The sequence below is a fragment of the Novipirellula caenicola genome, from assembly GCF_039545035.1.
GTDB lineage: Bacteria > Planctomycetota > Planctomycetia > Pirellulales > Pirellulaceae > Novipirellula > Novipirellula caenicola.
Genome location: NZ_BAABRO010000002.1, coordinates 809,707 through 821,943 on the forward strand (window position 1 = coordinate 809,707; position 12,237 = coordinate 821,943).

General features: G+C 55.6%; 9 protein-coding genes. 4 read left to right on the forward strand and 5 right to left on the reverse strand.

The genetic code is table 11. The annotated features are described in order from the left end of the window. Nucleotides 1-352: 352 nt before the first annotated feature. Nucleotides 353-1,084, reverse strand: a complete 732-nt coding sequence (locus tag ABEA92_RS06840; RefSeq protein WP_345683059.1) for a YqjF family protein — start codon at nucleotides 1,082-1,084, stop codon at nucleotides 353-355. Nucleotides 1,085-1,255: 171 nt separating this feature from the next. Then, nucleotides 1,256-1,579 carry a Rieske (2Fe-2S) protein gene (locus ABEA92_RS06845; RefSeq protein ID WP_345683060.1) on the reverse strand — a complete coding sequence of 108 codons (324 nt, stop codon included), beginning with the start codon at nucleotides 1,577-1,579 and terminating at the stop codon, nucleotides 1,256-1,258. 463 nt (nucleotides 1,580-2,042) lie between these two features. Between ABEA92_RS06845 and ABEA92_RS06850 the strand changes: the two genes are divergently transcribed. Further along, nucleotides 2,043-4,853: a M16 family metallopeptidase gene (locus tag ABEA92_RS06850; RefSeq protein ID WP_345683061.1), complete on the forward strand. Its 2,811-nt coding sequence runs from the start codon at nucleotides 2,043-2,045 to the stop codon at nucleotides 4,851-4,853. Between the two features lie 157 nt (nucleotides 4,854-5,010). Here ABEA92_RS06850 and ABEA92_RS06855 read toward each other — a convergent pair whose 3' ends face one another. From ABEA92_RS06855 to ABEA92_RS06860, 3 genes are all read right to left on the reverse strand, one after another. Continuing rightward, on the reverse strand, nucleotides 5,011-5,490 hold the full coding sequence (locus ABEA92_RS06855) for a transposase (RefSeq protein ID WP_345683062.1): 480 nt from the start codon (nucleotides 5,488-5,490) through the stop codon (nucleotides 5,011-5,013). Further along, nucleotides 5,477-5,830 carry a transposase domain-containing protein gene (locus ABEA92_RS31355; protein WP_425572403.1) on the reverse strand — a complete coding sequence of 118 codons (354 nt, stop codon included), beginning with the start codon at nucleotides 5,828-5,830 and terminating at the stop codon, nucleotides 5,477-5,479. The genes ABEA92_RS06855 and ABEA92_RS31355 overlap by 14 nt, the downstream gene beginning before the upstream one ends. A 161-nt stretch (nucleotides 5,831-5,991) precedes the next feature. Then, nucleotides 5,992-9,072: a vitamin B12-dependent ribonucleotide reductase gene (locus tag ABEA92_RS06860; protein WP_345683063.1), complete on the reverse strand. Its 3,081-nt coding sequence runs from the start codon at nucleotides 9,070-9,072 to the stop codon at nucleotides 5,992-5,994. A 791-nt stretch (nucleotides 9,073-9,863) separates the two neighbouring features. Between ABEA92_RS06860 and ABEA92_RS06865 the strand changes: the two genes are divergently transcribed. From ABEA92_RS06865 to ABEA92_RS06875, 3 genes are all read left to right on the forward strand, one after another. Then, nucleotides 9,864-10,682, forward strand: a complete 819-nt coding sequence (locus ABEA92_RS06865; protein WP_345683064.1) for a sugar phosphate isomerase/epimerase family protein — start codon at nucleotides 9,864-9,866, stop codon at nucleotides 10,680-10,682. Nucleotides 10,683-10,965: 283 nt separating this feature from the next. Beyond that, complete coding sequence (locus ABEA92_RS06870) at nucleotides 10,966-11,907, forward strand: tetratricopeptide repeat protein (protein WP_345683065.1); 942 nt, start codon at nucleotides 10,966-10,968, stop codon at nucleotides 11,905-11,907. A gap of 28 nt (nucleotides 11,908-11,935) precedes the next feature. Continuing rightward, nucleotides 11,936-12,205 (forward strand): WXG100 family type VII secretion target, encoded by a 270-nt coding sequence (locus ABEA92_RS06875; RefSeq protein ID WP_008692616.1) that lies wholly within the window; start codon nucleotides 11,936-11,938, stop codon nucleotides 12,203-12,205. The last annotated feature ends 32 nt before the right edge of the window (nucleotides 12,206-12,237 follow it).

The following is a 12,237-nucleotide window of genomic DNA, read 5'->3' on the forward strand; positions in this document are numbered from 1 at the left end:
TCCAGGTTGTGCAAACAGGTCGTAGCGAAAATGAGGGCATCCAAGCGGGAACGATTCCCCCAGCCCCCCGACGGAATCAGCATGGTGGCGGAAAAATCCACATAATCGCGTGCAGCTTTGGACGAGTTGCGTCGTCGAAAGTTCCCCGATAGAACTGGGAATTTACGCGTCACCCCCTAGATGGAAGGCCCAAACGCCGATGTCTCGGGCCCTGGCCAGCTCTTATTTGCTAGCTCGCCCGTTTCCCGCCCCCCACCTTTGACGGCGTTTCCGATCGATCGCCATCGCCCAAACGTCTCAAAATGAGGTTTGGCGGGGATCTCACCCCGTTTCGTGCCGCGCTGGAGCGTGATTAATTGGCAGCGGGCTGGATTCCGAACACCTCGACGTCCACTCCGTCACAATAGTGGGCAAGGTCAGGCATCCCCTCAGGCAGCACGACTCTGGCCGCCCGAGCGAGGTCATCGCGGACGGAATCGATTTCAGCACTGCGGACGCGATACGGATCGTGATGGACCTGCCCGACATGGACTTTGCCGCGACGCTCGACAAACAATAAGTATCGCTCAAATAGAAAATGCTCGAGCGTCCCGGGCTGGGAAACCGCCTCGTCGTTGCCAAAGCGAAACGACACTTCATGCTTTACCCCTGACGCTCGAGAACTTTCATAGCGAATCGTACCCGAATCGATGTGATGACGCATTCGGGCGTAATAATACGGCAGCGACCACCCCAAACGGGCTGCCATGACCGCTAATCGTGAACTGGCGTCCAACGAGAAAAAAAAGACGCCCGGACGCCCGCGGTGGACGACATAGGTGCGAACATTCGTCTCTAAGAAATTGAACGCCATGGATCTTGGCAGCCAGCGAGGCCGGACGTCTCGCATTTGAAACGGCACAATTCCGAGGTAGGCGGTGCCGTCGAACGTATCCAGTTCCAAAGAGGCTGGAATCGCCCGCGACAGCGTTTCGACCGGGACTCGCCAATGCATGAACAACAGCGACTGCCACGATTGGGTACCATCACTGCGGCCGGCAGGTCGCCGCGTCGGTGCAATCCGGTCGACCTTCCTATCGCTCATGCTGCCCCCCCATCGGTATTTTCTTCGACAACTGGTCCACCAACTTCCGTCTGCCGAACCAGCACCGCCACGTTAGCCGGTGAACACGTTCGCCGGTGAACCTGCGAAGCGGTGCGTTGCAACACAGGCGGCTTGAAACGAGCGTTTTGCGATTCCAGCGTTCAGAGAGTTCTACGAATTCATGTCGATTTCGACTCGCCCATCAATCGCACGCACCGCATACGTTTTTTGAAGCGGTTGACGGTTGATGGTTTGAATTCCGGTCGACAACTCATATTGCCAACCGTGCCACGGGCAGGTCACGCAACCATCGGCCACGTGGCCTTGCGCGATCGGACCACCCTGATGCGCGCACATTCCGTCCATGGCATACCATTGGCCTTGGTCGTGAAAAACCGCAATCAATTCGCCTTCGACCAACACCTCGATTGCGTGGCCTTCGACACAATCCTCTTCTGCCGCAACATCGATCCAGTTGTGCACGTGATTTTGCATCCAATGATCCTCAAATGATTCGTAGCGGTAGCGTTTGGGACGCCGATTTTCTGCTGCGGACAATCTTGTGAATGAAGGGGCCTACGGATTGGCCAGGCCGTATTTTTATTGGCCGGAGCCTTATTAATGCACAGCACTCTCGAGCCGATGGGGGCTCGAGGGGGCGTTCGGCAGGCTCCCATAGCCCATTATCAACGATCCGAATCAAACGTTACAATTAACCGCAATCTTAGGTAACCCATGGAAACGCCCCCACGGAGCAATTGTTGCGATGGATTTCAGACACCCCGTTGATTCGATCCGAGCCTGCCTGAGCGGCGGTTCTCAAGCGGCCGTTTCTCACACGGCCACGACTCGCTCGGCGATACCACCCTTGACCGGTCCTCACTCAATCAGCCTTCCCTTGGCTGGCGTTCACCGCACAAGCTCACTGTGTCTTAGCCTAATGAAGAGTCTTAGCCTAATGAAGAGTCGCAGCCTAACGACGAGTCTTGGCGTGATGACGATGCTGCTGGCGTTCGCGGCGGCGTCTCCCAGCTTTGCCGACACTCCCTCCGACTCAAAAGAATCTCAAACCAACTCGACGGAAAGCCACAGCCCTGTGCCGAAAAAAGTAATCGAACTCGAAGGAATCTCCGAATACGTACTCGACAACGGAGTCCGCGTTCTGTTGTTTCCCGACGACAGCAAGGAAGTGGTGACGGTCAACATGACGCTGTTTGTCGGATCGCGACACGAAGGTTATGGCGAAGCCGGGATGGCTCACTTGTTGGAACACATGCTGTTCAAGGGAACGCCAACCTTTCCCGAAGTCCCCAAGGCGTTGACCGATCGCGGGGCTCGTTTCAACGGCACGACTTGGTTGGACCGCACAAATTACTACGAAACACTGCCCGCCAGCGAGGAAAATCTTCGCTTCGCATTGGAACTTGAATCCGACCGACTGCTCAACAGTTTTGTGCGTGGCGAAGACTTGGCGAGCGAAATGACGGTCGTTCGCAACGAATTTGAACGCGGCGAAAACTCGCCCATTCGCGTGTTGATGCAGCGAATGCAATCGGCTGCGTACGATTGGCACAATTACGGTCAATCCACGATCGGCAATCGCAGCGACATCGAGCGAGTGCCTGTGGTGAAGCTTCGCCAATTCTACAAAAAGTATTATCGCCCCGATAACGTGATGCTGATTGTGGCGGGCAAGTTCGATCCCGAATTTGCGCTGCAACAGATCCAAGAAACATTTGGGGTTCTGAAGTCGCCCGACACTCCGATCGACCAAACCTACACGACCGAACCGCCACAGGATGGCGAACGAACGGTCGTGCTGCGACGCGTGGGTGATGTGCAATACGTCGGTTCGGCGTACCACATTCCCTCGGGCAGCCACGAAGACTACGCGGCAATGAAAACCCTGGTGTACGTATTGGGCGACGAACCGAGCGGCCGTCTGTACAAACAAATGGTCGAAACCGAGATCGCCAGCAACGTGTTCACGTTGGCGTACGGGTTGACCGAACCTGGCATGTTCATGGCAATCGCCGAGATCCCCAAAGCGAACTCAATCGAGCAAGCTCGTCAAACGCTGTTGGATGTCATCGAGAAATCGCTATCGGAAAACCCCATCACGGAGCAGGAAGTTGAACGCGCCAGACAACAGATTCTGAAAGAGCGTGAACTGGCTGCGTCTGATACCGACAAAATCGCGGTGGCGCTGAGCGATTGGGCCGCTCAAGGCGATTGGCGATTGTACCTGTTGTACCGCGACCGGATTGAAAACTTGACGGTCGAGCAAGTCCAGCAGGCTGCCGAGCGCTACTTTGTCCGCAACAACCGCACCGTCGGATTGTTCATCCCAAGCGAAGAATCGCAACGCGTCTCGATCCCCGAGTCGCCTAATTTGGCCGAGCTGTTTAAAGATTACGAAGGCCGTGAAGCGATCGCCGCGGGTGAAATGATCGACACGTCGCCACTGGCGATCGAAGAACGCACCGAGCGAGGCGATTTGGTCGGCGGGATTCGTTATGCCCTGCTGCCCAAGAAAACTCGCGGTGGAGCGGTCACGCTGAACATGACGTTCCGCTTTGGAACCGGCGACACGCTGAAGGGGCGGGTCGGTGCGGCCGAACTGCTTGGGATGTTGATGTCCAAAGGCACAAAAGAGCTTGATTACCAAGCATTCCAAGACGAATTGACGCGTCTGCGTGCTGAATTGACGATGAACAGCACCGTCGGTCTGCTGCAGCTTCAAGTCAAAACGAAACGCGAATTTCTGCCCGAAGTGGTGGAGCTACTGGGCGACGTTTTGCGTGATCCACGACTGTCCGCCGACGAACTCGAAGTGATTCGCCGTCAAGTCGTGACCAGTTTGCAGCAGAGCGAAAATGAGCCGCAAGCCCTCGCACCACTCTCGGTACGAAAACGATTGTCACCCTACGATCCCGATCATGTGCTGTACGTGCAATCGATCGATGAACAAATCGAGATGTACAAGAATGTGACTGCCGAGCAGATTCAAGAACTGCATGCAAATTTCATCGGCAACCACGCAGGCGAAGTCGCCGCGGTGGGTGACTTTGATGCCGAACAGCTCAAATCGATGCTCTCAAGCGAACTTGCGGATTGGAAAGTCGACGAGCCGTATGTTCGCGTGGATCGCAACCCGTATCCTGGCATCGAAGGTTCGCTGGAATTGATTGAAACGCCGGACAAAGCGAACGCGTTTTTCTACTCCAGTGAGCAATACGAACTGAGTGACGCCGATCCGTCGTACGCATCGCTTGTGTTGGGCAACTTCATCCTCGGCGGCGGCAGCCTCAGCAGCCGATTAGCGGATCGCGTGCGTCAACAGGAAGGTTTGTCCTACGGTGTGCGGAGCAGTGTGATCGCGCGAGCCAAAGACAATCGCGTCGACTTTACGCTCTATGCGATCACCAATCCCGCCAATCGCGAAAAGTTGATTCGCGTGATTCGCGAAGAGATCGACCGGATTCGCAAAGACGGCATCACCTCGGATGAACTCGCCAAGGCCAAAGAGGCCTACCTGCAGCGAAACCGAGTGAGCCGCGCGGACGATTCGTCGCTTGCATCGGATCTGCTCAGCACGTTGTTCAATGAACGAACGATGGCGTATGAAGCCGAGCACGAGGCTCAGATTCAAGCAGCAACGCTCGAATCGGTCAACGAAGCGATTCGAAACTACATCCAACCCGAAAAGTTGGTGATGGCGATCGCAGGCGACTTCGCAAGCGTCAAAGAAGGCGAAGCGGCGCAGTAAAAAAGCCAATTCGAGGTAGCGAAACTCGCCAAGAGTTTCGTCCGCTCTCAATTGCTTCTCTTACGTCCGCCCAACGTGACCGAAAGTCTTCGCGGCTTGTTGATTTAATCCAATTGCAATTCGCAACGGTGAGCCGTGGGCCGTAAGGCCAATACCGCTAAATCGACATTTCCACCTGGTCGGCGAAGGTGCCATTGGGCGGAGGCGGATTGCGGTCGCAGTCGCGTTTGGTGGGCCAAGCTTGACTGCGTTTCCACACCTTGCGGGGGTTAATTCGATTTGCCCGCGGCGGCAGCTTTTCGACTACAAAAAGCTGGGATTTCTTCGCTCGAATTAGAAACTCAATCCGCCGCTTTAGAAGCGGGTAGATAATGGGTGCGACACCAAAGTGTCGATCCGCCAGCAGTAACATGCTGGGCGTCAGATGCTGCAGCAGTGCCTGCGTCAGCTTCTGTTCGTTTTGGTGGTAGCTGCCAATGACGCTTCGCCAGAGTACTCGGGTTGCCAGTTCGCACAACGAGACCACGCGGGCTTTGGGAAAGGCACCGTTAGAGGTTTGATTGGACGGCCGGCCAAAGGCTTTTCGATTCGCATCGGTATCGGGACAGTCCAGCAGCGTGCCATCAATGCCCATCATCCGCAGGCCCTTGTCGTAGGCAAATGAACGCTCGTCTGGAGAGCTTGCTAAAAGCTTGACGACCGACACGCCGAGCTTTTTCCAACACGCTGGCGGAGAGTCGTTTGCGTGCCATCGTGATCGTGGCCGAAGAGGGGACGGGCACCCAGTGAGCGGCCAAAAGCCGGAAGATTTGTCGATACTGCTTCGCAGGAAAGAGCCCCAAGCCCACGATGAGCCAGACCAGCTGTTGGTTGTCGACATTAGCAGTAGCGAGTTTTAAGATGGTCGCGGATGCTACGCTGGATCGCCTTTTGTGAGAGGACGCGTCGAGACCACGAAGTCGGGCGGAATCCTTCAGTGACGGCTCAACATTCTAAAACATGTCGCATTTCCTTTGCGGGATTGGGCTTAGACACCACAATCATGCGGGGAAATGCGACTTTTTAGATATGTCAATTTAGCGCTATTGGCCTGACGGCCCGCGGCTCAGGTTGCCGGGGGCCGTTGGCTGCGATCGACTTAGCTGCAGCCCATGCTGTTGCCACAGTTGTGACAGAGGTAGCAGTTGCCGTTGCGAACCGTGATCGAGCCACAGTTGTCACACGAGGGAGCGTCGATTTGGAAGCGAGCAAACTGCTGCTCCTGGGACGCCGCAGTCGTTTCGGTTTGCGTGTGTCCGTTGCCATTGGTGGCCCCGGAATCTTGCAGACTTGCCAAAAACGTCGCTCGTTCGACAATCGCCACTGCGGCTCCGGCGTCTTCTTTCAACTCCTGCGTTGCCCGATTCGGCGATGCGACAACGGGACCGTTCCCGTTGCTGGTCGTGTCGCCCGCTTCGCTTGTGACCGCCGATGGTGAATAGTCACCGTGACCACTCATGAAGGTCAATCCCAACCATCGGGCGATGTAATCGACGACACTCTTGGCGATACGAATGTCCTTGTTGCTGGTCATCCCCATCGGCTCGAACCGAGTGTGGCTGAACTTGTTCACCAGTACTTCGAGTGGCACACCGTATTGCAGTGCGATCGAAAGCGCGGTGCCGAAGCTGTCCATGATGCCGCCGATCGTGGATCCCTCTTTGGCCATCGTGATGAAGATCTCGCCAGGGCGTCCATCGGGATACAAACCAACGCACAAGTAGCCTTCGTGACCAGCGATGCTGAACTTGTGGGTCAAGCTTTGGCGGGTGTCTTGCAAACGCTCGCGACGCGGTTTGAAGACGACTTTTTCGATCGTTTTGGTGATCGTGGTTGCCGCTTCCGCGGCTCCCTTTTCGTCGCTCTTCTTGGTGTTCAGCGGCTGCGACTGCTTGCTGCCGTCGCGATAGATCGCGATGGCTTTGAGTCCCAGTTCCCAGCCCCAGAAATACGCGTCCGCGATGTCTTTGGCCGTGACGTCCGTCGGCATGTTGACGGTCTTGCTGATCGCACCGGATAGGAAAGGCTGAGCCGCCGCCATCATCGTGACGTGAGCCTGCCATGCGATGCTGCGAACGCCGCCGTTGGGTTTGAACGCACAATCAAACACTTTCAAGTGTTCCGGATCCAGATCCGGAGCCCCTTCGATCGTGTCGTTTTCATCGATGAAGGCCAAAATGCCTTCGATTTGAGCTTCGTCATAACCGAGTTTTTCCAGTCCGTAGCGAACCGTTTGGTTGACGATCTTTAGCATGCCGCCACCGGCCAACTGCTTGTATTTGACCAAGGCGATATCGGGTTCGATTCCGGTCGTGTCACAATCCATCATGAAGCTGATCGTGCCGGTCGGAGCGAGCACGGTGGCTTGCGCGTTGCGGAAGCCGTACTTCTCGCCGATTTTGAGCACTTGGTCCCAAAGTTCACGGGCGGCTTCTTTGAGCTCAGGTGGACCATCGTCGTGAATCTGGTCACACGCCTCGCGGTGCATCCGCATGACGCCAAGCATCGGTTCTTGGTTGGACGCGTAGCCTTCGAATGGTCCGACAACCCCCGCGATTTCGGCACTGGTGCGATTGGCTTCGCCGTGCAGCAGTGCGGTCAACGATCCACACAAACCGCGTGCCGCGTCCGAATCGTAGGCCAAGCCCGACGTCATGATCACGCTGCCGAGGTTCGAATAACCGAGTCCGAGAGGACGATATTTGTGGCTATTGCGAGCGATCGGCTCGGTCGGGTAGCTGGCGTGGTCGACCAAGATTTCTTGAGCGATGAAGAACAATCGCGAAGCCGCTCGGAAACGCTCGACGTTGAACGTACCGTCGGTCTTGCTGACGAACTTCATCAAGTTGATCGAAGCCAGGTTACATGCGGTGTCATCCAGGAACATGTATTCCGAGCATGGGTTGCTGGCGTTGATCGCGCCGCTATTCGGGCAGGTGTGCCACTTATTGATCGTGGTGTCGTACTGAACGCCTGGATCGCCACAGTGCCATGCACATTCGGCCATCTTGTTCAGCAGTTCACGCGCATCGTACTCGGGTGGGGTGTCGGTGACCTTGTCGCTAACCCAGCGGGTTTGCCAACGCTTGTTGTCGCGAACCGATTCCATGAAATCGTCGGTCACACGAACCGAAAGGTTGGCGTTTTGGAAGCAAACGCTGCCGTAGGCTTCGCCGTTGAAATTCGACTCGTAGCCTTCGCGGATCAACGCGTGAGCTTTCTTTTCTTCGTTCCATTTGCACTCGACGAACTCGAGGACATCGGGATGCCAAACCTTTAGCGACTGCATTTTCGCAGCGCGACGGGTTTTGCCGCCGCTCTTCACGACGCCCGCGATCGAGTCGTAAACTCGCATGAACGACAACGGGCCCGATGGCGTTCCGCCGCCCGAAAGTTTTTCACGTTGCGATCGGATGGTCGACAAGTCGGTACCGGTGCCGCTGCCAAATTTGAACAGCATCGCTTCGCTGCACGCCAACCGCATGATGTCTTCCATGTTGTCATCGACGGATTGGATGAAACATGCCGAGCCCTGAGGATATTCGTAGGGGTTTTCGGGTTGAGCGGTGTCTTGCTCGGCTTCGTTCCAGTGCCAATTGCACTTGGATCCGACAACGTTGTATTGGGCATGCAGGCCGACGTTGAACCAGACGGGGCTGTTGAACGCACCATGCTGATGCAAGCAAAGCCAAGTCAAATCGCGATAGAAACGTTCGCCGTCTTCGGGCGAATCAAAGTATCCGTCTTCGAGTCCCCAATCGGTGATGGTCCGGGTGACGCGGTGGATCAGTTGGCGAACACTTCGCTCTCGCTCGCCTGGGTTTTTGGGGTCGCCGTAGAAGTATTTCGAAACGACGACGTTGGTGGCGAGCTGAGTCCAGCTGGCAGGGATTTCACAATCGTTCTGCTCGAACAGCGCACTGCCGCTTTCGTCTTTGATCGTCGCGCTTCGCAATTCCCAACGGGTTGTCGCAAACGGCGTCTCTCCGTCATCGGGACAAAAAACGGAATCGATTTTCAGCCCCTCCGAGACATCGGCACCGTTTCGCGAGCGGAGCTTTTTGCCAAACTTTGATCGCGCATACTCCACGCCGTGCTGCTCGTTGACTCGCTGCAATGCAGGGTCATTCGCGGTCGAGCTTGAGCTTTCGTGGGTGCGTTCAGATAGAACCGATGCCATCGCTTTGAGACTCCTAGAGGGGTTCGTCCGTGGGGCTTGTACCGATCGCCAAGATTTTGTCGCGATCCTCGCGAAACGTCGGATACTCACCAAATTGATATGAGAAATGAACTTTTGTCGCCTACAAGAGCGTGGTGCCTGTTTTTCGTTCATCGGGGGGATTAACCGGTTCAACCCGTTATCCCAGCTCGTGACGCAGTGTCACTATAAACGTTAATGCCATCACTACCCGTAGTGCCGAATGCGGCGAAACCACACTACATGTGGGCGACTCGCGAATCTTAGGGATTGCGAGAGGCGTGTCAAACCGAATTTTGATTGATCGTTAAGTCATGACTGGCCAATGGTTTACAAACATCCCTTCGCAAGCCGTCGGATGCCCTTTTTGCTGGCCAAAAATCCGTAAGTGGTTTGCTGTTTAAGGTTTAGTGAATTTTGCTAGCATAAGATAAATTGATTTAGAAATCTGGTCGGAATTTGGAAAAAGATTTGCGAGCAAGGGACACTGGGGTAAATAGGCCTCGGTGCGGGCGGTCTGAGTGGCCGGCCCCAACGCCATCTACCTTGCTAACACTCCGCGACCAAATCGACCCGTGTCGCGCAAACGTCGATGGCAGGACGCTAGCACCGCACTGGATGATTTCGGGTTGCCGAAGGAGCGATTTGCTGGATCGTTTGCACCCACGGGGTGGCTGCGATTGAACGCGGTATCGCTGGGGGTATCGCTATCGCTTTTCAGACGGCAAGATACTTTCGTACGAGTTCACTCAGCCGGGATAGGTAGGATGGAAATGACGCGACGCTACGCAATTTGTAATGAAACGTTCCAAGATTGGCCTCTCGAGCGAGCGGTGCAGTATGCCAAGGAGGCGGGATACACAGGGTGGGAGGTCGCTCCCTTTATGCTGGCCGACGACATCCGTTCGTTCGGCAAGGACCAGCGTGATGCCTATCGCGACACCGTCACCTCGGCGGGGCTCGAGATCGTCGGGTTGCATTGGTTGTTAGCCAAAACCGAAGGATACCACCTGACCACGCCGGATGCGGAAACCCGCAAACGAACTGCGGCCTACATGAGGGATCTGGTTCAGTTGTGTGGCGATCTGGGAGGACGGTTGATGGTGTTGGGGTCGCCGCAGCAGCGGAATTTGACCGAGGGGCAAACGATGCAGCAGGCAATGGAAAATGCAGCCGAGGTGATTTCCGGATGCGTCGATTTGTTGAAAGAGCTGGACGTTAAAATTGCGTTGGAACCGCTGGGGCCTCAAGAAGGCAATTTTTTGAACACCGCTGCCGAGGCGAGGGAATTGCAAGCGATGATCGGCAGCCCGCAGGTTGGGTTGCATTTGGACGTCAAAGCGATGAGCACCGAGCCGGATCCGATCACCAAGGTGATTGAAGACAACGCGGATTGGATGATCCATTTTCACGCAAATGACCCTAATTTGCTGGGGCCGGGGATGGGGGAAATTGATTTCCGTCCCCTTTTTGCCACGCTGGACAAGGTGGGGTATGACGGCTGGGTCAGCGTCGAAGTGTTTGACTATTCACCGGGGGTCGAGCGATTGGTCGACGAAAGCATGCAAAACATGGTCGCCGCGCAAGCGTGAATTCGCGATCATTCGTGACAGAAATCGCTAGCCATTGAGACGCAAACCACTCGTCATCAATTCAGGAACTCGCGGCGGGGCCGGAAATGGCATCCTAGCCGCGATTGCTCGAGCAATTGGGGGGATTGGTTCTGACCACGACCGGACCAGCGAAAGAACCGTTAGTCCTTCGGATCACGTGAGCGGCGGGCGAGATTGGGCAAGTTGCTCTTAGGCTGCCAATCGATCACAATGAACGCATCTTCTCTCGCTTCATCAATTCATCGCAAGGGTGCGGATCGGCATGTCACAACCCACGGAGCGATCCGATCAAGAACGATCACCGAGTACGTCAGCCGAAGAGCCTGCGTCGGGTACTGCTGCCGCTGCCTTGCCCAGCGAGACTCGTCCTGCGGTCACCACAGAATCGAACCCGATGGATGGCGGACAGTGGCGACCGGTGCGACCGGAGGAACTTTTGCGAAAAAATGCGGTTGTCGACGAGTCGCCGAGTGAGCTGCCAGACAACCCAAAATTGATTCGCCAGCGTCGCCAAGAACTCGAAGTCCATTTGCGATCGTGCCCGACAGATCAGGATGCGTTCCGCGAATTGGCAGCGATCTATCGCAAAGAAGATCGGCCGCACGAGGCCAAACGCGTGCTTACCGAAGCGGTACGCATCTTTCCCGAAGACATGTCGTTGTTGTGGGAATTGGAAGAGGCAAAGCTAGCTCGCTCGCTGCAACAATATCGCGAGGTTAGCGATTTGGCGGCGCGTTTGAAGACAAGCGAAGTCGAACGCGAGATGAAGCGAAGCCGCGAGGATTGGGCGTATCGCCGCATCGAAGTCTGTAACGCTCGTTTGGCTCGTGATCCATCGCTGCGTCACCTGCGTTTGGTGTTAGCCGAAGCCTACATCGATTCGGACCAACATGACAAAGCGATCAACGAGATTGATGAACTCGTGCAGTATGACGAGTTTTCACCGCAGGCTTATTTATTGAAGGGAAAGTGTTTACTCAGTCTCGGTCAGGATGTGCAAGCGATGGCAGCGCTGCGTGCTGCTGGACTTCGCCGCGCCGTCGTGGGACCGTTGCCGGTTCGATTCGCCGCGCTGAAACTGTTGTGCGAAACCGCGGAACGACTTGGATTGGATCTGACGCTCGAGCACTACCGACGACACTTGGCGATCGTCCAACAGGACATCGCCAAACTCTCTGCCGCAGCAAAGAAGAAACACGCTTAATGGTCTCTGCACTCGAAGGTCTATCGTAATGAATCAAGCCGTTGTCGATCCCGAACAGTTGCGTCAATTTGCAGCGCACCTGCATCGTTTCGCTGAAGAGATGAAGCAGCGTTCGACCATGCTTGCATCTCAAATGAACCAACTCGAACAAACGTGGCGTGACGAACAACAACGCAAATTTGGCGAAGAGTTCACGACTCAGATGCGTCAAATTTCGAGATTGATCCAATCGACCGAAGAACATGTGCCTTATTTGATGCGGAAAGCAGAACAAATTGATGCCTACCTTGGACGCTAGCCGTTTTTGAACATTGGCGCCCCCTATTTCTC